The 22,104-nt window shown below is 37.2% G+C and carries 20 protein-coding genes; 17 read left to right on the forward strand and 3 right to left on the reverse strand.

All coding sequences use genetic code 11. The features are described 5' to 3' along the window. Positions 1-313 precede the first annotated feature (313 nt). The 4 genes from RVS70_RS16965 to RVS70_RS16980 all read left to right on the forward strand — a co-directional run bounded on the left by RVS70_RS16965 (position 314) and on the right by RVS70_RS16980 (position 3,842). On the forward strand, positions 314-1,468 hold the full coding sequence (locus tag RVS70_RS16965; RefSeq protein ID WP_121604506.1) for a M20 family metallopeptidase: 1,155 nt from the start codon (positions 314-316) through the stop codon (positions 1,466-1,468). A 32-nt stretch (positions 1,469-1,500) separates the two neighbouring features. Further along, positions 1,501-2,280, forward strand: a complete 780-nt coding sequence (locus tag RVS70_RS16970; protein WP_166530672.1) for a transporter substrate-binding domain-containing protein — start codon at positions 1,501-1,503, stop codon at positions 2,278-2,280. 187 nt (positions 2,281-2,467) lie between these two features. Beyond that, entirely contained in the window at positions 2,468-3,127 is a 660-nt protein-coding gene (locus RVS70_RS16975; RefSeq protein WP_026682732.1) for an amino acid ABC transporter permease, read from the forward strand. Next, a complete protein-coding gene (locus RVS70_RS16980; RefSeq protein WP_121604508.1) occupies positions 3,120-3,842 on the forward strand; it encodes an amino acid ABC transporter ATP-binding protein in 723 nt (240 codons plus the stop codon). The genes RVS70_RS16975 and RVS70_RS16980 overlap by 8 nt, the downstream gene beginning before the upstream one ends. 309 nt (positions 3,843-4,151) lie before the next feature. Here RVS70_RS16980 and RVS70_RS16985 read toward each other — a convergent pair whose 3' ends face one another. The 3 genes from RVS70_RS16985 to RVS70_RS16995 all read right to left on the reverse strand — a co-directional run bounded on the left by RVS70_RS16985 (position 4,152) and on the right by RVS70_RS16995 (position 7,145). After that, positions 4,152-4,631 (reverse strand): glutathione peroxidase, encoded by a 480-nt coding sequence (locus RVS70_RS16985; RefSeq protein ID WP_026682730.1) that lies wholly within the window; start codon positions 4,629-4,631, stop codon positions 4,152-4,154. A 435-nt stretch (positions 4,632-5,066) separates the two neighbouring features. Beyond that, the gene (locus RVS70_RS16990; protein WP_321134159.1) at positions 5,067-6,038 is read right to left on the reverse strand and encodes a rhodanese-related sulfurtransferase; all 972 of its coding nucleotides are present in this window, start codon (positions 6,036-6,038) and stop codon (positions 5,067-5,069) included. A gap of 189 nt (positions 6,039-6,227) precedes the next feature. Next, positions 6,228-7,145, reverse strand: a complete 918-nt coding sequence (locus tag RVS70_RS16995; protein WP_051388442.1) for a LysR family transcriptional regulator — start codon at positions 7,143-7,145, stop codon at positions 6,228-6,230. A gap of 176 nt (positions 7,146-7,321) precedes the next feature. Here RVS70_RS16995 and RVS70_RS17000 point away from each other — a divergent pair, with 176 nt between their 5' ends. The 13 genes from RVS70_RS17000 to copZ all read left to right on the forward strand — a co-directional run bounded on the left by RVS70_RS17000 (position 7,322) and on the right by copZ (position 21,930). Continuing rightward, positions 7,322-8,650: a serine hydrolase domain-containing protein gene (locus RVS70_RS17000; RefSeq protein WP_321134161.1), complete on the forward strand. Its 1,329-nt coding sequence runs from the start codon at positions 7,322-7,324 to the stop codon at positions 8,648-8,650. Positions 8,651-8,668: 18 nt separating this feature from the next. Beyond that, positions 8,669-9,631 carry a dipeptidase gene (locus tag RVS70_RS17005; RefSeq protein WP_321134163.1) on the forward strand — a complete coding sequence of 321 codons (963 nt, stop codon included), beginning with the start codon at positions 8,669-8,671 and terminating at the stop codon, positions 9,629-9,631. A gap of 30 nt (positions 9,632-9,661) precedes the next feature. Next, complete coding sequence (locus tag RVS70_RS17010) at positions 9,662-11,452, forward strand: prolyl oligopeptidase family serine peptidase (protein WP_321134165.1); 1,791 nt, start codon at positions 9,662-9,664, stop codon at positions 11,450-11,452. Between the two features lie 37 nt (positions 11,453-11,489). After that, positions 11,490-12,419, forward strand: coding sequence for an ABC transporter permease (locus tag RVS70_RS17015; protein WP_026682725.1), 930 nt, complete (start codon positions 11,490-11,492; stop codon positions 12,417-12,419). Continuing rightward, complete coding sequence (locus RVS70_RS17020; RefSeq protein ID WP_321134169.1) at positions 12,420-13,373, forward strand: ABC transporter permease; 954 nt, start codon at positions 12,420-12,422, stop codon at positions 13,371-13,373. Between the two features lie 4 nt (positions 13,374-13,377). Then, entirely contained in the window at positions 13,378-14,391 is a 1,014-nt protein-coding gene (locus RVS70_RS17025; protein WP_026682723.1) for an ABC transporter ATP-binding protein, read from the forward strand. Then, positions 14,388-15,341, forward strand: coding sequence for an ABC transporter ATP-binding protein (locus RVS70_RS17030; RefSeq protein ID WP_026682722.1), 954 nt, complete (start codon positions 14,388-14,390; stop codon positions 15,339-15,341). Before RVS70_RS17025 ends, RVS70_RS17030 begins: the two co-directional genes overlap by 4 nt. Positions 15,342-15,619: 278 nt before the next feature. Next, positions 15,620-17,227, forward strand: coding sequence for a peptide ABC transporter substrate-binding protein (locus RVS70_RS17035; RefSeq protein ID WP_321134171.1), 1,608 nt, complete (start codon positions 15,620-15,622; stop codon positions 17,225-17,227). A 70-nt stretch (positions 17,228-17,297) separates the two neighbouring features. Continuing rightward, a complete protein-coding gene (locus RVS70_RS17040) occupies positions 17,298-17,660 on the forward strand; it encodes a DUF3899 domain-containing protein (RefSeq protein WP_026682720.1) in 363 nt (120 codons plus the stop codon). Between the two features lie 136 nt (positions 17,661-17,796). Then, positions 17,797-18,366: a biotin transporter BioY gene (locus RVS70_RS17045; protein ID WP_026682719.1), complete on the forward strand. Its 570-nt coding sequence runs from the start codon at positions 17,797-17,799 to the stop codon at positions 18,364-18,366. Between the two features lie 548 nt (positions 18,367-18,914). Continuing rightward, positions 18,915-19,217, forward strand: a complete 303-nt coding sequence (locus tag RVS70_RS17050) for a metal-sensing transcriptional repressor (protein WP_026682718.1) — start codon at positions 18,915-18,917, stop codon at positions 19,215-19,217. Between the two features lie 14 nt (positions 19,218-19,231). After that, the gene (locus RVS70_RS17055) at positions 19,232-21,619 is read left to right on the forward strand and encodes a heavy metal translocating P-type ATPase (protein WP_026682717.1); all 2,388 of its coding nucleotides are present in this window, start codon (positions 19,232-19,234) and stop codon (positions 21,617-21,619) included. A gap of 104 nt (positions 21,620-21,723) precedes the next feature. Continuing rightward, positions 21,724-21,930 carry a copper chaperone CopZ gene (copZ, locus tag RVS70_RS17060; RefSeq protein WP_026682716.1) on the forward strand — a complete coding sequence of 69 codons (207 nt, stop codon included), beginning with the start codon at positions 21,724-21,726 and terminating at the stop codon, positions 21,928-21,930. The last annotated feature ends 174 nt before the right edge of the window (positions 21,931-22,104 follow it).

Genomic DNA, 22,104 nt, shown 5'->3' on the forward strand with positions numbered 1-22,104 from the left:
ACAAACCCCACGGAAAGGGAAGTGGGCAGCCGGAGTGGTGGTCAAGCAGTAGCTATTATTCCATAATAGCTACTAGAGGAAGCGTAAATCTGAGCATTTAGTGATAAGGACTGAGCGAATTTTGCTCAGTTTTTCTAGTATACATGGGGATTAATAAGAAGCAATTGATGAATAGTGTGTGACAAACGTTTATATGTTAGTGCCCTTTAGATAAAGTAATAGGATTGGCATAAAATAACTATTGCATGAGTATACACAATATGTTATAAATATACATATTAATTAATAAATATGCATACAGGTGGGAAGCAAAATGAATGATCCATTATTTGAAAATATAACTAAAATTCATGGAGATTTATGTGAGATCAGCCGTTATCTATATGAACATCCTGAATTAGGGGACCGAGAGTATAAATCTATGAAACAATTAACAGATTTATTAGTCAGCCATGATTTTACTATTGAGACGGGTACAGCTGGTAGACCAACCGCTTTTAAAGCTGTATTTAATGGTGAGAAGCCTGGACCTGTTATTGCCTACTTAGCAGAGTATGACGCCTTACCAGAGGTAGGACACGGATGTGGTCATAATTTAATTGGAACAATGAGTGTAGGTGCAGGAATTATTCTTAGCAAGCAGGTAGCTGAAATTGGTGGGAGCGTTGTCGTTCTTGGTACACCAGCTGAAGAAACAAACGGAGCAAAGGTTCCTATGAGTGAGCAAGGTATTTTTAATGAGATCGATGTAGCAATGATGGTCCATCCAGGTGATCAATCGTATGAAAGTGGTGATTCACTGGCAATGGATGCTATTCAGTTTGCTTACTTTGGGAAATCCTCCCATGCTGCTGCTTCTCCTGAAAAAGGAATAAATGCTTTAGACAGTGTGATTCAACTATTCAATGGGATTAATGCATTACGTGAACATTTACCTGACGATGTACGAATTCATGGGATTATTGCTGAGGGAGGTAGTGCAGCAAATGTGGTACCAGATAAGGCTGTCGCTCAGTTCTATATTCGAGCAAAAGAGCGAGCTGTATTAAATGATGTCGTAACAAAAGTTATGAACATTGCTAATGCGGCTGCCATGATGACAGGTGCCAGATTAGAATCATCTAATTATGAACTCAGCTACGACAATATGATAACAAACAAGCAATTGTCTAACGTTTTCTCAAAGCATTTACAAGATATATCCGGTGTACCTGTACTTCCAGCGAAGCAGAGTTATGGATCCATTGACATGGGAAATGTTAGTCATGTCGTTCCAGCAATTCATCCTTATATCGGGTTGGATGAGCCTGGCTTAGTTGCACATACGAAGGAATTTGCTGATAAGACAATTACAGCAAAAGGGCAGCAAGTTATTGCGGATGGTGCATTAGCATTGGCTAGGACTGGCTATGAGGTCATTACAGACTCTGTCTTGTTAAAAGCAATACAAACAGAATTTCATAAATAATAACAACAGATAAAGAAAATGGGGCGAAAAACATGAAAAAAACAATAGGTATCATTTTTCTTTCTACAATAATCGTAGGTTTGTTATCAGCTTGTGGTAGTAGTGAAGATTCCACATCAAATAATTCAAAGTCTGCTGATGAGGAGGTATTGAAAATGGCAACCTCAGCTGATTTTCCTCCTTTTGAATCACGAGATCCACAAGGTAATTTTGAAGGATTCGATATTGACTTAGCGCATCTGATTGCTGATGAATTAGGGTATGAATTACAAATCGAAGATATGAAATTTGATGGATTAATTGGTGCATTACAGGCTAATAGAGTAGATATGGTTATGTCAGGGATGAGTGCTACAGAAGAACGTAAAAAAAATGTTGATTTCTCTACAGAATATCATCACTCTGGGGAAAGCTTCTTGACAGGTGCTGAATCCAATATTAAAAGCCTTGATGATTTAAAAGGAAAAACAATTGGTGTGCAGTTAGGTACGATTCAAGAAGAGGGAGCAGAAATCTTAGCAGATAAATACGATTTTGAAGTTAAAAAAGTGGATAATGCTGGTTTACTTGTACAGGAATTGAATTCGAATCGAATTGATGTTGGGTATATGGATAAAACGGTTGCCAAGGGTTATATCAACGAGCAAGGATTAAAAGGGTTTGATGATCCAACGACAAGCTCGCCTGGAATGGGCATTGCTTTCCCGAAAGGAAATGGACTTGTGGATGATGTGAATGATGTATTAAAAAAATTAGAGGAAGATGGAAAAATAAAAGAATTGGAAGAAAAATGGCTGTCAGATATGGAGTAGGCTAACGTCTATTCAATTAACCATAAGTTACAGCAAACGTTTCTATTTTGTACAAGATGCATGTAGGTAGCACGTTAGTAGTATTTGTAATTGGATAAACATCGTGGTTATCTCGATAATCGATTATTAGGATTTGCTGCCAACTACACTCTGTAATAACAACGAGAGAAAAGCGAGGTGATAAGGCATGAATTTGGATTTCAGCCAAATCGTGCCTTATATTCCTTTTATACTAGAAGGAATATGGGCTACATTAAAATTTGTTAGTGTTTCCATTGTGATAGGTTTTATCTTAGGTACAGTATTGTCATTATGTAAAATTACAAACATCCCTGTACTAAAATGGGTAGCGGATGCTTATACATCGATATTCCGCGGAACTCCCCTCATATTACAGCTTATGATTATCTATTATGCTGTACCACAATTAACTGGTTATAATATATCTGCATTTCTATCTGCTGTGTTAGCTTTTGGGCTGAATTCTGCTGCTTATATCTCAGAAATTATTCGTGGTGGTATCCTTGCAATTGATAAAGGACAGACGGAAGCTGCTGAGGCTTTAGGCGTTCCGTATAAGCCAATGATGTTAAATATTATCTTACCACAAGCTTTTAAAAATATACTGCCTGCAATGATGAATGAGTTTATCACGTTAACAAAGGAATCAGCACTTGTTTCTACAATTGGTTACTTAGATATTATGCGAAGAGCACAAATTGCTGGCGCAGATTTATACCGGAATTTTGAAGCATTATTATTTGCTGGACTAATTTATTGGGTAATGGTTTATATACTTACTTTACTAGGTAGATTGATAGAACGGAGGCTTCGTCAAAGTGATTAAAGCAAAGAATCTTACAAAAGTATTTGATAAAAATATAGTCTTAGATCAAATTTCTACAACCATTCATCAAGGAGAAGTTGTAACGATTATTGGTCCATCTGGTTCGGGAAAATCAACATTTTTGCGCTGTCTAAATTTATTGGAAGACCCAACGGAGGGGCAAATATATATAAAAGAAAAAGAGATTACGAAGCTTAAAACAAATAAATTAGAAATTCGTAAAAACATCGGGATGGTTTTTCAACATTTTCATTTATTTCCACATATGACGGTGTTAGATAACGTTAGTTATGCACCGCAAAAGGTGAAGGGTGTAGAAAAACGAGAGGCAGAAGCAGTTGCAAGAAAGTTATTAGCTAAGGTAGGGTTAACAGATAAAGAGAATACCTATCCGAATCGATTATCTGGTGGGCAGAAGCAGCGAGTGGCAATTGCTAGAGCTTTAGCAATGGAGCCAGAAATTATGTTGTTTGATGAACCTACCTCCGCATTAGATCCTGAAATGGTTAAAGAAGTACTAGATGTAATGAAGGATTTAGCAAAGACAGGGATGACGATGGTAATTGTGACACATGAAATGAATTTTGCGAAGGAAGTGGGCGATCGTGTGCTATTTTTAGATAACGGTAAGCTGGTAGAGGAGGCGGTACCGTCCGTTTTCTTTGACAAGCCTACTACAGATCGTGCGAAGGTTTTCCTAGAAAAAGTACTTTAAAAGAAGATATGGACATAAGTGTATGTTAGATAATAAAAGTCGAACAATCATTCGATACGTTTTGGTACCAACCCCGGGGAAGTTAGAGTGAAAAATCTAACTTCTGGGTGTAACCACCAATTCGTTCTTATTCGCCTAGTGAGGTTTCATGTACAATATGCACAGTCTCTGCGGATCTATAAAATATGCTGGGCTAGCTCTGATATTATCAATCCGAAAATGTCATTTAGTCGGATGACGAGGTCGAATTTCCTAATAGAGGGAATCTGGAGCTTGTATCTATTTAAAGTTGTACATAAAAAAAGATGGTTATCCTTGTAAAGCTACCTCAATATCTGTTTTGATCTGTTCTGGTTTTGTTTGTGGAGCATATCGATTAATTACTTCCCCTTGTTTGTTTACTAAGAACTTGGTGAAATTCCATTTGATCTGTTTCGTAAGAAAACCTTTAGCCTCTTCTGTTAAATAGTTAAAAAGGGGATGGGCATTTTCACCTTTAACATCAACCTTACTAAACATTGGAAAGGTAACTCCATAATTAATCTGGCAGAATTCCGAGATTTCTCCTTCTGTTCCTGGATCCTGATTATTAAACTGATTGCAAGGAAATCCAAGTACTTGAAATCCTTGATCCTTGTAAGCATTGTATACGTTTTGTAATCCTTCGAGCTGTGGAGTAAATCCACATTTGCTTGCTGTATTTACAATTAACAATACCTCACCTCGGTAATCGCTTAATGACTTTTCTTTACCACCTATCATTTTAGCTTGAAATTCATAGACACTCATAAAAAAGCCTCCTTTTAAAAAAAGGATAGCAAGTTGATGTGGGCATGTCAAAGCGGGGATTACATAGTTTTCCCCACAAAGAATAGCTTCCTAACACCAAATGTTTCTCTTTAATAGGGGGTGAATCGCTTTTGAAGATAGGAAGATTTTCTTTATTATGGAGAATATCATTATTAAAAAACTTAACAATAAGCACGCCCGATTAGAAAGATAGCGACTGGAGTGAGTCAACGGAGATAAAGGAATCACGGTGAGCTTGTAAACCGATAATGACTTAGATTAGGGCAATTCGTGAAGTCACCTCGTTTCTGGGCGCTGAGTTGGACGTGGCTCAATATGTTCATATTTATCACATAGTCAAATTTTATAATTTCCTAGACTACAAAAAAGCCCCCAATTGTTCATATGACAACAATCAGGGGCTGAATGAAAATGTTAAATTTCTTGCTTTAATGTTTCACCTAGTTTTTGCAAGCGTTCTTCTACCTCTTCTTGTGATAGCTCATGTTCTTTTACATACAAGTTCCGAGGGCTAACACGGCACTCATGCGTACAGCCTCGTAAATATTTGTGCTCATTTTCTTCTGAGCAGAGAATTTGTTTATTACATTCTGGGTTTGCACAGTTTATATATCTTTCGCACGGTTCGCCATCGAAATAATCCACGCCGACTACTACATGTTCTTTTTGGTTTACTGGTACGGAAATACGTTCATCGAATACATAGCATTTACCATCCCATAATTCACCTTGCACCTCAGGATCCTTACCATACGTAACGATTCCACCGTGTAATTGATTAACATCTTCAAATCCTTCTTCTAACAGCCAACCAGAAAACTTCTCACAGCGGATACCACCGGTACAATAGGTTAGGACCTTTTTATCCTTAAACTGATCCTTGTGTTCACGAATCCACTCTGGTAATTCACGGAAGGTTTTTATATCTGGGCGAACTGCTCCGCGGAAATGTCCTAAATCGTATTCATAATCATTCCGTGCATCAATAACGATTGTGTTTTCATCCTGCATTGCTTCGTAAAATTCTTTCGGAGATAAATGATTACCTGTAGTTTCTAAAGGGTTTATATCATTTTCTAATCGAAATGTCACTAGCTCTTTACGAGGACGAACATGCATTTTTTTGAAGGTGTGATCTGCAGCCTCGTCAATTTTGAATACCATGTCTGCAAAACGAGGGTCCTGATGCATTGCTTCCATGTATGCTTCTGTTTGTTCGATTGTACCTGAAACAGTACCATTGATCCCTTCTTGGGCTACTAAAATTCTACCTTTTAATCCCAATTCCTTACAGAATTTCAGATGTTCCGCAGCATAACCTTCAGGGTCATCAATTTGAACATACTGATAGTACAATAATACTTGATAATTATTGTTTTTCTCCATGTTGTTTACCACCTATCATTTATATTTGCAAGATACAAATGTTTGGTAGTCGATATTCAATTTTTTCTATCTTGCAACAGATATTATACCAATGTTTCATAAGAAATTCAAAATGGGTTTTATTTAGATGCATTTCAGTTTCTTTTTGCTGTTTGAAAAGGGAAGCTCACTAGCACACTTTTGATTAATTTAGATAAATTCTTTAAAAATAGGGTCTGTTTGTAGAATATCAAGAATCTGATTTGTTACAAAAGATGTATTATTCTCCTCATTCCATAAGACGGAGGTAGAGCTGAATAATTCAATATTATTGAGTTTTAATATTTTGATTTTATTATTCTCTAGTAAACTCGTCATATCAGATGGCATTAGGGAAACACCTAAATTATTGGATACAAGATGATAAATAGATAATAATGCTGAACCAGTACATAACTTTTTCGGAGAAAACCCAGCAGTAAGACACGCTTTATCTAGTAGAAATTGTAAAGGATTCGTATGATCATCACTGTAATGAATAAATGTTTCGTTTTTTGCGTCTTGGAGGTCTACAGAATCTCTTTGGGCTAATGGGTGATTTTTTGCTACAACTAGTCGTAATGGATATTTTTTAAATTCGAACAGCCTTAAATCGTTGTTTAGGAACTCTTCTTTATAAATAGGAGTTCGAATGAAGGCAAGATGATAGTGCTTTTGTTTCATAAATTCAATAGCCTTCGCTGACGTAGTTTCATGTGTATAAACGTCGATATCTGGAAAATCGGTTAGCATTTTTATTAATAGTTTAGGGATGAAAATACTTGCTGCTGATGGCACAGCAGCAATTTTTATTTTAGCCTTAGGAATCATTTTTTGTGTAGTCATGAAATCTAATGTCATTTCAATATCGTTGAATGATGTAGATAGCTTGTTGAAGATAAAGGCCCCTTCTTCTGTTAGAGCTACTTTTCTAGTGGTACGATTTAATAGCTTAAACCCTAGTTTACGCTCGAGATCAGAAATTTGTTGGCTTAAGCCAGGTTGGGATATGTGTAAAGCCTTGGATGCCTCGCTAAAACTAAGATGCTTTGCAACTTCTATAAAGTATCGTAATGTTTGTAGACTCATGTAAGGGCTCCTCTTATATGCTTATATAAGTACTGTATTAATAACTATTGATTATAATATTATAAAAATTATATATTTTTATAATTCTATCGTCAATATTATAATGATTGAAACTAGAGCTCTTAAAACAGGCTTTCTAATCAGGTCAAACATAATCGTATTAAGGAGTGCCAACTATGCATAATAATAAGTGGTCTATTTTTGAATCCTATGTCAATCAGCTCATGTTGGATGGGCATGTGCCGGGTGCAGCTGTCGCTGTCTCGAAAAATGGGGAAACTATATATATGAATGGTTTCGGTTATCGAGATGAGAAAAATAAAAAACCTGTTACTGTAGATACGATTTTTGGTATCGCCTCCATAACGAAATCCTTTACAGCACTAGCAATTATGAAATTGGAGTCGGAAGGAAAGCTATCAGTTGATGACCCCGTGATTAAGTATTTACCAGATTTCCAATTGAAAACGGAAGATATGTCTCAAATAAAGATACACCATTTGCTATCCCATACAGTAGGACTTCCGCCAATTGAGCGTTATCAAGAATTAAACCGCTTTCATGAGCATATCTCCTATTTAGCAACTATTCATGAACGTCCTTTAGGTAAACCGGGAGAATATTTGAGTTACTGTAACGATCTATATTTATTGTTAGGTGCCATCATTGAGAAAGTGACTGGAAGACTATTCCGGAAATACATGATCGAAGAAATTATAGCTCCACTAGAAATGCATCGTACTACATATAGTACCGAAGATATTAAAAAGTTCGGGAATGTAACGGTGCAGTATGACTATGATCCTGTTGCGAAATCATTTCAATCCAATCCTTGGGAAAACCTTGGTAATTATGAAACAAGTGGAGGGCTTCGTTCGACGGTCGTGGATTTGATAAAGTATGGAAATGTCTATGTAGATACACTTGCGTCAGAACAATCAACTTGGCAGCATATAAACTATCAAAAGATGTGGAAGCCAGTTTTTCCAATTGGTAAAAATGAATGTTATGGATATGGGGTAAGAACAGAGCAAGATTATTTTGGATATCAGCTAGTAAAGCATGGTGGGAGTTTGCCTGGTGTTTCTTCATATTTTGGTTTTATACCAGAAGAGAAAATAGTAGTAGCAGTTCTGACAAATGTTTCTAGTGGTCCGAAAATAGACATCTGGAAAGCTGCGCTACATACAGCTTTAGGGATACCAATTAAACAGAAGAAGAAGGAAGCGCCTGACTATCATCTTTCACCTAAGGAACTTCAAGCATTGGTAGGTACTTATGCGACGAACAAGAAGGGAAGCCGATTAGAAATTCGAATCATAAATAATGTACTCGTTGCTGAAACCAACGGTCATTCATCTGTTGTTAAGGCTATTGATTATCAGACTCTAGTAATAAAAGACAGTGGAAAAGTAGTGAAGTTTTTTATAGACGACAATGGTGTTGCTTGGGCAGCATTCATCAATTTAAGAATGTTGCCGCGTGTTGAAGGAGCTGCTGTCTAATACTTGGAGGAGCTAGATATGAATGTTATTGATACACATTGTGATGCATTAGTTAAAATGCAGGTTGCTAAACGGGAGAAAGATCAAATACTGAAATATAAGGATTCCAATCAATTAACTACAAATCTATTGGAGTTGCAAAAAGGAAAGGTAGTTGTACAGTTTTTCGCAATATTTATCAAACCTTATGTACCTGCTGAAAAGAAATGGGAATATGCATTAGAACAGATAGAAATCTTCCATTCCGAAATCATTGGTAAGAACCCGACGATGAAACATATTAAACATTGGCAAGATATTGATACGCTTAAGAAAGGGGAAATTGGTGCAATCCTAACATTAGAAGGCGCAGAGCCCTTTGGAAATGAACTAGATAAATTGGAATATCTGTACAGTGCTGGGATTTTATTAATTGGTTTAACATGGAACCATGCCAATCTCTGTGGAGATGGTGCAGGAGTAGCGAATGCAGGTGGTTTAACTCCGTTAGGAAAAGAAGTTATTAAACGAAATAATAAGAATGGTGTTTTTACAGATGTATCTCACGCTTCTGTAAAGGGATTCTGGGATACAATTGAAATCGCTGATTATCTCATTGCCAGCCATTCCAATGTGCGTAGTATTTGTGATCACCCTCGTAATCTATATGATGACCAAATTAAAAGTATGCTAGATTGCCAAGGGCTTATTCATGTAGTATACAATCCCCCCTTCATAAATAAAAAGCGCGTCACAACTATTGCTGATTTAATCAAGCATATTGACCATCTATGCTCACTAGGGGGTGTGAATAATATCGGTTTTGGTTCTGATTTTGATGGAGTTAAAACGTTTGTGAACAAACTTGAAAGAGCATCCCATTACCAGAATTTAATTAATGAATTGTTGAAATTTTATACAGAAGACGAAGTAAAAGGGTTTGCCTATCAAAACTTCCTACGGCATCGACCTTTACGTACAACCAACAACTTATTTGTTTGATGAATAAATTTTAAGTGAGGTGTTAATTTGTTGGAAAAATTATCGGATTATTTAAAAATAAATGGAGCTGAACAACCAAAGAAAGTACCAAATAGTAATAAAATCACTTATGTGCATCGAGGTAATGGCTTGCCGCAACTATATGAATTCGATCTTGTAACGAGAGAAGAAAGGCCGTTCGTGTTGACGGACGGAAGAGTGCTCTCCGTGAATCATTCCAAGAGCGGAATGTATACGGTTCTAGGCATAGATTATAAAGGAAACGAAAAAAAACAATTATTTCTCTATCATCAGCAAACGAAAAAATTAAAGAGACTCGTATACGCTTTAGACCATTTTCATACTTTTGGAGGCTTTTCTCCTAATGAAAAGAAAATAATCTATACTTCTTATCAAAAAGAGGAGCAAGGCTACCACGTCCACATTATAGATGTAGAAACAGAGAAAGGAGATCTTCTTTTTCGTTGTGAAGGTGCATGTACCGTCGTTAAATGGATGAAGGATTGCGATCATGTAGTAGTACAACTACAGGAAACGAATATTGATTCCTCTTATTGGATAATTAATTTACAAGACTTATCTAAGGTAAGAATTGGAGTAAAAGATAAATTAGCTCGTTATCAATCCGTAGTATTTTCAAAAAATCAGGAGAAAGGCTTTTTGCTTTCAGATGTTAATAGTGAATATATGCATTTATATCAATTCTCATTATCTCATCCACAAGAGCTCATTCCTGTTATTCAATCCATTCCATGGGATATAGAGGAGATGAAACTTTCAAAGGACGAAACAAAAATAGCTCTCACTGTTAATCAAGGTGGAGTTTCACTCATCTACGTATATGACATTGCCAATAACAGCTTAAAAAAGATGGAAGAATTACCAATTGGTGTAACATCACATATCACATGGCTGGATAACCGTTCCTTCTTTTTTCTGTTAAAAGGACCACAAATGCCTGGGGAAGTACATATCTACGATCTTCTAAAGAGGACATTGACACGATTGACGGATACTGGTTATTCCGATGCATTACAGCTAAGAAAATACAATCCGGAGATGTGCGCATTTAAATCGTTTGATGAGCTGGAAATTCCCTATTTCTATTACGCAAATAGTAAAAATCCAAAAGGTGCCGTTATTTATGTTCATGGTGGGCCAGAAAATCTATCCAGAGTGGACTTTAATCCAATTCTCCAAGGACTCGTTCATATGGGGATTTCCGTATTTGTTCCAAATATACGAGGGAGTAAGGGTTTTGGGAGGAAATATTTATCCTTGGATGATCGAAGAAAGCGTTTAGATGCAGCGAAAGATATTAAGGCTCTTGCTCAGGTTGCTTTTGATAAACACGGTATTCAGAAAGACAAGCTGGGCATCATGGGAAGAAGCTACGGTGGTTTTATCGTCAATACGGTCATTGGACATTATCCGAACTTATGGTCAGCAGCAGTATCCATTGTTGGTATATCACATATTCGTACATTTTTAGAGAAAACCGGTTCTTATAGACGGTTATTAAGAGAGTACGAATATGGGTTTTTATCAGAGGACAAGTCCTTTTTTGATGAAATATCCCCTCTTTGCCATGCGAAGCAGGTGAGTGTGCCTCTTTTGATGTGTCATGGACAAAATGATAGTCGTGTCCCAGTTGAAGAATCGAAGCAATTTAAAGAGAAATTAACGAAATTGGGTAAGGATGTGACACTAATTATCTCTGAAGAGGATGGCCATCAAATGGGGGGACAGACCAGTAGTATGGCTAGTTATCAATCGATGCAATTTAAGGTGGGAGAATTTTTTGATAGATACTTAAACTAATGGGAAGTAATTTTATGTCAATATAGGGAGGAATGTTATGTACATCATTAGACGTGTCCTTACGATGTTATTAACTGTATGGGTAATTGCGACATTGACATTTATTTTGATGAAGCTGATTCCCGGAGATCCTTTTTCTACAGAAGAAGGAGCGCTACCAGAAGAGGCACTTGAAAATCTATATGCGAAGTATGGCCTTGATGACCCTTTACCAATTCAATATCTTACATATATGAAGAATTTATTGACGTTTGACTTAGGAATCTCTATGGAGGGTAGTGGAAGGTCAGTAAATGATATTATTGCTTCTGGTCTGGGGGCTTCAGCGACACTAGGACTACTAACGCTACTTATCGCCTTAGTATTTGGTGTTACGTTAGGAATTATAGCTGCTTTATACCATAATAGTATTTTTGATTATACAGCAATGGTAATAGCAACAGTTGGAATTTCAGTACCTAACTTTATACTTGCACCACTATTAATGAAATTCTTAGCCGTTGATTTACAAGTATTTCCTGTTGCGAATTGGGGAACGTGGCAGCATGCTGTGCTACCATCGATAGCTTTGGCATCTGGGCCATTAGCAATTATAGCCCGTTTTGTCCGCTCGAGTATGCTTGATGTTATAAATCAAGATTATATGAAAACTGCAGATGCAAAGGGGTTACCAACATATCGTATCCTCTTTTTGCATGGTATCCGTAATGCCATATTACCTGTTGTATCTTTTATTGGACCACTATTTGTATCTTTAATTACAGGCACACTAGTGATAGAACGCATATTCTCTGTACCGGGTATTGGACGGTACTTTGTGGATAGTATATTTAACCGAGACTACACGGTAATCATGGGAACTACTATTTTTTATAGCGTTATTCTAGTTGTTGTCTTATTTTTAATTGATGTTTCCTATCGATTTATCGATCCACGGATTACATTGACTAGTAAAGGAGGATCATAGATGAGTAAGGAAGCAAGGGAATTATTATTTGAGCCAGTTAGGCAACAAGATCGATTATCTGAAAAGATCGTTCGACCAAGCTTATCTATTTGGCAAGAAACGGCTATCAATATATTAAAAAATAAACTAGCGTTACTTGGTATAGCATTACTTCTTATCATCACGTTTTTTGCAATCGCAGGGCCGTCTATGGTTCCTTATTCCGCCTCTGAACAGGAGCTTACCAAGAATAATCTTCCTCCATCTAGTGAGCATTGGTTTGGAACAGATGATTTGGGGCGTGACGTATGGGCGCGTACTTGGCAGGGGGCAAGAGTTTCTCTAACCATAGGTTTAGTGGCTGCTTTATTAGATTTAATTATTGGTGTAACCATTGGTGGCGTATCTGGATACATGGCTGGAAAGGGGAAAAAGGGTGACCGAATAGATAGTATATTAATGCGTATCGTTGAGGTGCTATATGGTATTCCATACTTACTCGTTGTTATATTGCTGATGGTAATTATGGAGCCAGGCATGCTAACAATTATTATTGCTTTGTCTGCCACGGGTTGGGTTGGCATGGCTCGAATTGTCCGCGGGCAAATCCTACAATTAAAATCCCAAGACTATGTACTAGCTGCAGAAAAGTTAGGTACGAGTCATGCCAAGATAATTAGAAAACATTTAATTCCGAATACGATGGGGATCATCATTGTTAATCTTACATTTTCAGTTCCATCCGCTATATTTTCTGAATCTTTCCTAAGTTTCCTGGGGCTGGGTGTTCAAGCTCCCTTTGCGAGCTGGGGTACGATGGCTAATGATGCCTTAGGAGTTGTTATTGGTGGACAATGGTGGAGGCTTTTCTTCCCCGCTCTTATGATCTCGTTAACGATGTTTGCATTCAATGCTTTTGGCGATGGATTGCAAGACGCTTTAGATCCAAAGGTACGCAAAAAGGGAGGAAAATAACGGTATGTCTTTATTAGAGGTGAATAATTTAAAGGTTAACTTTAAAACTTATGGTGGCACGGTTGATGCCGTAAGGGGAGTCTCCTTTAATGTTAATCACGGAGAAACAGTAGCTATTGTTGGCGAGAGTGGAAGTGGAAAAAGTGTAACTGTACAAGCAATTATGGGGTTAATAGCTCATCCAGCAGGCAATGTACAAGGAGGAAGTATTCGATTTAAAGGAAAAGAATTATTGAAATTAAATAAAAAACAAATGCGGGAAATAAAGGGAAAGCAGATGAGCATGATTTTTCAAGATTCCATGACATCATTAAACCCAACCATGCAGGTTGGCAAGCAAATTTCGGAAGGATTAATCTATCATCAAAATGTTTCCAAGCGAGAAGCAAAGGTAAGAGCGATTGAAATGCTTAAAGAGGTCGGTATTCCAAATGCTGATAAAAGGTATGAACAATATCCGCATGAGTTCAGTGGAGGAATGCGACAACGTGTAATGATTGCAATCGCGCTCGCTTGTAATCCAGATTTGTTAATAGCAGATGAGCCGACGACGGCATTGGATGTAACAATACAGGCACAAGTTCTCGAATTATTACAAGATATTCAAGAAAAAAAAGATACTTCTATTATCTTAATAACACATGATTTAGGGGTAGTGGCCGAGGGTGCGGATAAGGTGATTGTAATGTATGGTGGGATGATGGTAGAGAAATGCAGTGTCCACGAACTATTTTCCAATCCGAATCACCCTTATACATGGGGCTTATTAGAATCGATTCCAAATGTTTATCATGAAAAAAAAGAAAGACTGAAGCCAATTGAGGGATCTCCACCAGATCTATTTTCACCACCGAAAGGGTGCCCTTTTGCTCCTCGTTGTAAATATGCGATGAATATTTGTATGGAAGAAGTTCCTGATCTTTATGACATTGCCGAAGGTCACTCATCAAGATGCTTTTTAAATGATGAATTGGCTCCGAAGATAGCGGAGTTTTCAGATGCGGAGGAGCTTGTATGAATCAAGGAATTATTCAAACAATCGATATTAAAAAACACTTTGCCATAGGCAGGCAGCAGTTAGTCAAATCAGTTGATGGGATTTCCATAGAGATTTATCAAGGAGAAACATTTGGGTTAGTTGGTGAAAGTGGAAGTGGAAAATCTACATTTGGAAAAACAATTGTTGGTCTGACAAACCCTACTGAGGGAGCTGTCTATTATGAGGGTAGTAATGTAAAGGATCTATCAAAGAAGGAACAGCAACGAGTTAATCGGGAAGTTCAGATTATTTTTCAAGACCCCCAAGCCTCTTTAAATCCACGAATGCAGGTAGGGGATATCATAGCTGAAGGAATAGATGCACATGGCTTAGCAAAGGGCAAACAAAGAAAGGAGCGAATCTATGATTTATTGGAAAGAGTAGGGATGAATCCTGATGTTGTAAAGCGCTATCCCCATGAATTTAGTGGAGGACAAAGGCAGCGTATTGGAATTGCTCGAACACTGGCGGTTAAGCCTAAATTTATTGTTGCAGATGAACCAATATCTGCATTAGATGTTTCCATTCAAGCACAGGTTCTAAATTTGCTTAATGATTTAAAAGATTCTGAAGATCTAACCTACTTATTTATTGCCCATGATTTAAGTATGGTTAAGCACATCAGTGACCGAATAGGTGTTATGTATCTAGGGAGTATGATGGAATTAACAAATAGTCAGAAACTATTTAACGAACCCAAGCATCCCTATACTCAGGCACTTTTATCAGCTGTTCCTGTGCCAGACCCAACAATTTCAAGAAGAGATAGGATCGTGTTACAGGGAGATCCACCAAGTCCAGTGAACCCGCCAAATGGATGTAAATTTCGCACAAGATGCCCACATGCAATGGAAATTTGTTCTTTAAAAGCCCCGGAATGGAAGGAAATACAGTCTGACCACTGGACAGCCTGTCATCTATATTCATAGTATATTGAAGGAGAAAGAATATGATCAACTATTGAAAGAAGTACGAGTAGAACAAAATGCAGATAAACGCTTTAAGCTATTACATCAAGCAGAAGCAATATTAATGGAGGATTTACCTTTTATGCCATATTATTTCCTCTCATCAAATTATTTACATCACCAGAAATAGAGGGAATTGTTTACTATAATCATAAATCACCAGTCTTTAAATGGGCTAAAAAAATTAATAAATGAAAGTGTCGAGGAAGCATATTAAATATGATGGAGGGGGCAGGAAAATGAAAAACAAGTTGATTGTTATTCTATTTATATGCGTAGCTATGATTATGGCAGCTTGCTCAGAAGGAGAGAATAAATCAGGAGCCGAAGGATCAGTAAAGCAAGAGCTTGTATTAAATGCTGGTTCTGAACCAGCTAGTCTTGATCCGGCACTGAATACATCCGTTACTTCTGGATGGATTTTAGATCATATGTATGAAGGTTTATATACGCGCGATCAAGATGGAAATATCACGCTCGGAGTTGCTGAGGATGTAGAGGTGTCAGAAGATGGCACTGTATATACATTTAAGATTAAAGAAGATGCAAAATGGTCCGATGGATCGGATTTAACGGCTGAAGATTTTAAGTATTCTTGGGAAAGGGTATTAAATCCAAATACAGGAGCACGATTTGCGTACTATTTATTTGTCATAAAGAATGCTGAAGCATATAACAAAGGGGAAGTAAGTGTAGATGATGTAGGAATAAAAGTAATTAATGATAAAACGTTGGAGGTAACTCTTGAGTCTCCTACTGCGTTTTTAGATAGTCTGATGACCATTTGGACTTTTTATCCTGTAAAAAAAGATATTGTTGAAGGGAATGAAAATTGGACGTTAGATGCTAAAAATTTCGTAACAAATGGTGCTTTCTATATGACGGAATGGGAGCATGACAACAAAATTATCTTATCTAAAAATGATGACTATTATAGTCAAGATGACATCACTTTAAAACAAATTACATTTGAAATGGTCGACGATGCAACAACCGCGTATCAATTATATCAAACTGGCGATCTAGATTTTATCAGTTCCATACCTACAGATCAATTATCTGCTGTTAAGGATAGTGATGAATATATTGAATTTCCATATTATTCTACAGCGATGTTCATATTTAATGTAAATAAAGAACCATTTACGAATCGAAAGGTAAGACAGGCGTTTGCCATGGCAGTTGATCGAAAGTCTCTAGTTGAAAATGTTGGACAAACTGGAGAAACACCAGCTTTTGCTATGGTTCCACCTGGGGCTGACACACCTGATGGGGATTTTCGTGAGCTTGGTGGAGATTATTTTAAAGAAGATTATGATCAAGCAAAAAGATTAATAGAGGAAGCAATGGAGGAAGAAGGCTGGTCTGAATTTCCTGAGGTGACATTAATGTTTAGTACCTCAGATAATAATAAGAGGTATGCGGAAGCAGTACAGGAAATGCTCAAGCAGAACCTAAATATAGATCTTAAGTTAGCCAATCAAGAATGGAATACGTATTTAGATACGTTAGGGCGTGGCGATTATCAAATGGGGAGAATGTCTTGGACGGGTCTCTATATTGATCCAGCAGTGAATCTAGAATACTATCTAGGTACTAGTACGAATAACCGGACGGGTTGGGTCAATGATCAATATGATCAGTTATTAAAGGATGCTCAAGTAGAACAGGATATTATGAAGCGCTTTGAACTATTGCATGAAGCTGAGGAAACATTAATGACCGATTTACCTTTTATGCCTTTATACTTCCTAACCAAAAACTATTTAACATCAACAGGCGTCAAGAATGTTGCATACTATGAAAATCGGAGCCCTGTATTTAAATGGGCTAAAAAAACGGAATAAAAGATTGATACAATGTGTGGAGCCAATGACATCCAGTTATAAGTTGATTGGCTCCTAAGGTGGTGTAAGCTTGCTGAAGCATGTTTTCTTTATATTAGCGTGGTTTTTCATTATCATCGTATTAAAGGATATTCTATTTATTACGGACATTGCTTTTTTAGTCGGTCTTATTTCTTTACTAATAGTTGCTATCATTCATTTAACAAACAGTGAATTGTTTTATTTGTTTTTTAAAGGTTTTCGAATTATCTGGGAATGGGTAACTCCAGAAAATAGAGGGATGAAAAGAACGGAAGAGATGGTTAAACAAGATTATTCGTTGCAACGATTTAAAAAGAGCTTTCACCAAACGGTTCAAAAATTATTAATATGGACAGGTGTCTATTCGATAGCTATTTCTATCTTTCTTTCTATTCTCCAAGCTTATAACTAGTAAGCGGAGAGCCTAAGAAAACAGTATTGTTAACTGCTATTTTTTGTAGTTGACAATACTGTTTTTATTGCATACAATTTCACTTATATATAAGAAGATTACAATCTAGGCTATTCAATGCAAAGGGCGGGTATTTATGCATCAGCAAAGCAGAAGGCTCCGAATCATTTTAAATTGTGCTATATTTGCTGCGTTAACAGCTATATTGGCTCAAGTGGAAATTCCATTACCACTCATTCCTATTAGTGGTCAAACGTTGGCAGTCGGTATTACAGCTACTATTCTTGGCAGTCGACAAGGTGCACTAGCAATGATTTGCTATGCGTTACTAGGGGCCTGTGGCCTACCGGTATTTGCAGGCTTTACTCAAGGAATACAGGTTTTGGCAGGTCCAACGGGAGGCTATATTTTTGGATTTATTCTCGCTGCCTATATTACAGGGTGGGTATTAGAAAAAACTAAGTTTAATTTAGCTTATGCCGTCCTTGCAAATACAATAGGTATGCTGATCACATTAATCTGTGGTACGATACAAATCAAGTATTTACTAGCTTTTGATTGGACTACTGCGTTTTTAACTGGAGCACTTCCTTTTATTGTAGTAGGCATGATTAAAGCATTATTAGCTAGTTGGATTGGAATTATAGTAAGGAGACGTTTGATACAAGCAAAGCTTATCTTAGCAAATAAGCAAAGTGCCGCATAAGACATAAACTTTTATCCCACATATAACTGGTTAGTGATCGTTATTTGTGTATAGAAAGAGAAAAATAAATGAAGGAAGAGGACACTGATGAAAGTGAATGATGACGCTCTTTACAATATGAGATAAAATGATGAAACAGCGATGTACCAATTCTTGATTGGATTATAGTACAGTTTTATTTGGAATTATTCCATTTCTAATATATTTTTTTAAAAGATACGAATGAACCTATCCTTTAGTGGAACCTTTTATTATAGAGGCTACTACTAAGGGATTTTTTTAGGTATATAGCATTCTATATGCCCGCACATAACTGGCAGTACCCCCCTCACTTCAAGCAATAAAGAGAAACCAATATGGATAAGTGAGGGAACAACTGCCAGTAAATGTCCGATTGGTTCACCTAACCACCCGTGGGATAAAACAACCCCCACGGATGGAAGCTTCACTTTATATAATTTGATGCATTTCCCTTGCACAAAATACATTAGGGGGGTATAGTATATGTGTAAGGTGAATGTGAAACTACATGTAAGGGGATGAAATAGATGGCAAATCAAAAGCATGAGCATCCAGTAACACCTAGAACAAAAGATGAGAAGTCAGCTGTTACCAATAGGCTCAAACGAATCGAGGGTCAAGTAAGAGGGATACAGAAAATGGTTGAGGAGGATCGGTACTGTATTGACATTTTAGTACAAATAAGTGCTATTAATGCAGCACTAAAAAAAGTTGGATTTTCAATTGCTGAACGACATACTAAGCATTGTGTTACCGATGCGGTTAAATCTGGGGAGGGCAATGAAGCAATTGAAGAGCTAATGGAGGTTTTAAAGCAATTCTCGAAGTGATGGAGGCGTATCCAATGCATGAAAAAGATCATATAACCATTGGGGTAACAGGAATGACCTGTGCAGCCTGTTCTTCAAGGATTGAAAAAGTGTTAAATAAAATAGATGGAGTCGAAGCACAGGTTAATTTGACTACAGAAAAAGCAAATGTGGACTTTGACCCAGAGACCGTAAGCATAGAAGATGTTACAGGGAAAATAGAGAAGCTAGGTTATGGTGTTGAGACAGAAAAATCGGAGCTGGATGTTTTAGGAATGACCTGTGCTGCATGCTCAACAAGAATTGAAAAAGCTTTAAGTAAAAAACAGGGAGTTAGGAGTGCATCCGTTAACCTAGCCAATGAGACAGCTACGATTGAATATAACCCGCTAATAGTTGAAGAACAGGATTTTATAGATGCTGTACAAAAACTTGGCTATAAAGCAAATCCTAAAGCTGGAAACGATATACAACAATCAAAAAAAGAAAAACAGCTCATGAAAATGAGATGGAAATTGATGGTTTCAGCTACATTATCCATTCCACTGTTAATTACCATGCTTGATCATTTATTCGGTTTACAGTTGCCAGCTATCTTTATGAATCCGTGGTTTCAATTTGCTTTAGCAACACCTGTTCAGTTTATAATTGGTTGGCAGTTTTATGCTGGAGCATATAAAAATCTTCGTAATAGATCTGCAAATATGGATGTACTTGTCGCTTTAGGCACAAGCGCTGCATATTTTTATAGTCTTTATGAGGTAATGAAAGCAATGGTCGATCAAAATTATATGCCTCATCTTTATTTTGAAACGAGTGCGATCTTAATTACGTTAATCTTGTTTGGGAAATATTTAGAAACAAAGGCCAAAAGTAGAACAACAATGGCAATTTCTAAATTATTAAATCTTCAAGCAAAACAAGCAAGAGTGGTTAGAAATGGCACTGAAATGATGGTACCGATAGAGGAAGTAATTCAAGGGGATCGATTAATCGTTAAACCAGGTGAAAAAATACCCGTAGACGGTGTTATTATGCGTGGAAGAACATCTGTGGATGAATCGATGCTTACCGGAGAATCACTTCCAGTTGAAAAAGATCGTGACTCAACAGTGATTGGTGCAACCATAAATAAAAATGGCACATTTGAAATGAAGGCGACAAATGTAGGGAAAGAGACTGCACTAGCTTCTATTATTAGGGCTGTAGAGGATGCACAAGGGTCTAAAGCACCGATTCAACGATTAGCTGATATCATCTCAGGTTACTTTGTGCCAATTGTTGTTGGAATTGCCTTGCTTACCTTTTTAGCCTGGATCTTGTTTGTTGTACCTGGTGAACTGGAGCCAGCGTTAGTTGCTGCTATTGCAGTACTTGTTATCGCTTGTCCATGTGCACTGGGTTTAGCTACACCTACGTCCATTATGGTAGGCACAGGAAAAGCAGCGGAACATGGGATATTGTTTAAGGGTGGGGAACACCTTGAGCGAACGCATAAGCTAGATACAATTATTTTTGATAAAACCGGAACGATTACTAAAGGGAAACCAGAAGTAACAGATTTTACTAGCGATGAGCGTGTATTACAATTGGTTGCAAGTGCAGAAAAAGGTTCAGAGCATCCCTTGGCAGAAGCTATTGTAGCTTATGCAACGGAAAAAGGATTAGATATGCTGGATGTAGAAAGCTTCAATGCTATACCCGGTCGAGGTATAGCTGCACAGATAGATGGTAATCAGGTACTTGTTGGTACCAGACTATTAATGAAGGAGAATGATATTAACTATTCAACTGATGTCGAAATGCAGCTTCACACATTTGAAGAGCATGGAAAAACAGCAATGTTGATTGCCGTAGATAAGGAGTATCAAGGCATTATCTCCGTTGCCGATACGATAAAGGATACTGCATTACAGGCAATCAAACAGTTAAAAGATCAAGGGTTGGAAGTCGTTATGTTGACAGGAGATAATGAAAGAACGGCTAAGGCAATTGCAGATCAAGCTGGAATTGACCAAGTAATTGCTGAAGTCCTACCTAAAGAAAAAGCAGCTAAGGTGAAGATGATCCAAGAGGATAAAAGAAAAGTTGCAATGGTAGGAGATGGTATTAACGATGCGCCTGCACTTGCTATTGCAGATATAGGAATTGCGATTGGAACAGGCACCGAGGTGGCCATTGAGGCAGCAGATGTAACGATTTTGGGAGGAGAACTGCTTCTCATTCCAAAAGCAATTAAAATTAGCCAAGCGACGATTAAGAATATCAGGCAAAACCTGTTCTGGGCTTTTGCCTATAATAGTGCTGGAATTCCGATAGCAGCAATGGGATTATTAGCACCCTGGATTGCTGGAGCTGCTATGGCATTTAGTTCTGTAAGTGTCGTTTCTAATTCACTTCGTTTAAAACGAGTTAAGTTATAAAGTAAGAATAGTAGGTATCCAAGATAAAGTAATACTTCAATCAGTTGGGGTTTTACTACGGATAAATAATAGTTATCTAAACAATGAAAGGAGATTTATTTATAATGCAAACAACAATCGACGTAAAAGGAATGAGCTGTGGTCATTGCGAGCAGTCTGTAAAAGGTGCACTAGAAAATTTAACGGGTGTTACAACGGTAGAGGTGCATCTAAATACTGGGAAAGTCGATATAACCTATGATGACACAAAGGTTTCTATAGCTGATATGCAAGAGGTAATTGAAGAACAAGGCTACGATGTTATCGTATAGTGCAATTATGTTAGGTGAAATTGACTAGTGACCTGGCTAATTATCATGCTTCTGACACAATTTGGATATGAAATAGCCTAATTGTGAAAAAAATGTTGCAAATATCAAGGTATCCACTTGCATTTTAACTCATAACAAGGTAAAGTTAAAGGTGCAAAAGGAAATTGAAGTTTG

Origin of the sequence: Virgibacillus sp. M23, from assembly GCF_034190895.1 — a bacterium.
In the GTDB taxonomy this organism is placed as follows: Bacteria; Bacillota; Bacilli; order Bacillales; family Amphibacillaceae; genus Virgibacillus; species Virgibacillus salarius.

Coding starts and splice junctions, on each gene's coding strand:
- RVS70_RS16965 (WP_121604506.1), top strand. CDS start 314: ATGAATGATCCATTATTTGAAAATATAACTAAAATTCATGGAGATTTA.
- RVS70_RS16970 (WP_166530672.1), top strand. CDS start 1,501: ATGAAAAAAACAATAGGTATCATTTTTCTTTCTACAATAATCGTAGGT.
- RVS70_RS16975 (WP_026682732.1), top strand. CDS start 2,468: ATGAATTTGGATTTCAGCCAAATCGTGCCTTATATTCCTTTTATACTA.
- RVS70_RS16985 (WP_026682730.1), bottom strand. CDS start 4,631: ATGAGTGTCTATGAATTTCAAGCTAAAATGATAGGTGGTAAAGAAAAG.
- RVS70_RS16990 (WP_321134159.1), bottom strand. CDS start 6,038: ATGGAGAAAAACAATAATTATCAAGTATTATTGTACTATCAGTATGTT.
- RVS70_RS16995 (WP_051388442.1), bottom strand. CDS start 7,145: ATGAGTCTACAAACATTACGATACTTTATAGAAGTTGCAAAGCATCTT.
- RVS70_RS17000 (WP_321134161.1), top strand. CDS start 7,322: ATGCATAATAATAAGTGGTCTATTTTTGAATCCTATGTCAATCAGCTC.
- RVS70_RS17005 (WP_321134163.1), top strand. CDS start 8,669: ATGAATGTTATTGATACACATTGTGATGCATTAGTTAAAATGCAGGTT.
- RVS70_RS17015 (WP_026682725.1), top strand. CDS start 11,490: ATGTACATCATTAGACGTGTCCTTACGATGTTATTAACTGTATGGGTA.
- RVS70_RS17020 (WP_321134169.1), top strand. CDS start 12,420: ATGAGTAAGGAAGCAAGGGAATTATTATTTGAGCCAGTTAGGCAACAA.
- RVS70_RS17025 (WP_026682723.1), top strand. CDS start 13,378: ATGTCTTTATTAGAGGTGAATAATTTAAAGGTTAACTTTAAAACTTAT.
- RVS70_RS17030 (WP_026682722.1), top strand. CDS start 14,388: ATGAATCAAGGAATTATTCAAACAATCGATATTAAAAAACACTTTGCC.
- RVS70_RS17035 (WP_321134171.1), top strand. CDS start 15,620: ATGAAAAACAAGTTGATTGTTATTCTATTTATATGCGTAGCTATGATT.
- RVS70_RS17045 (WP_026682719.1), top strand. CDS start 17,797: ATGCATCAGCAAAGCAGAAGGCTCCGAATCATTTTAAATTGTGCTATA.
- RVS70_RS17050 (WP_026682718.1), top strand. CDS start 18,915: ATGGCAAATCAAAAGCATGAGCATCCAGTAACACCTAGAACAAAAGAT.
- RVS70_RS17055 (WP_026682717.1), top strand. CDS start 19,232: ATGCATGAAAAAGATCATATAACCATTGGGGTAACAGGAATGACCTGT.
- copZ (WP_026682716.1), top strand. CDS start 21,724: ATGCAAACAACAATCGACGTAAAAGGAATGAGCTGTGGTCATTGCGAG.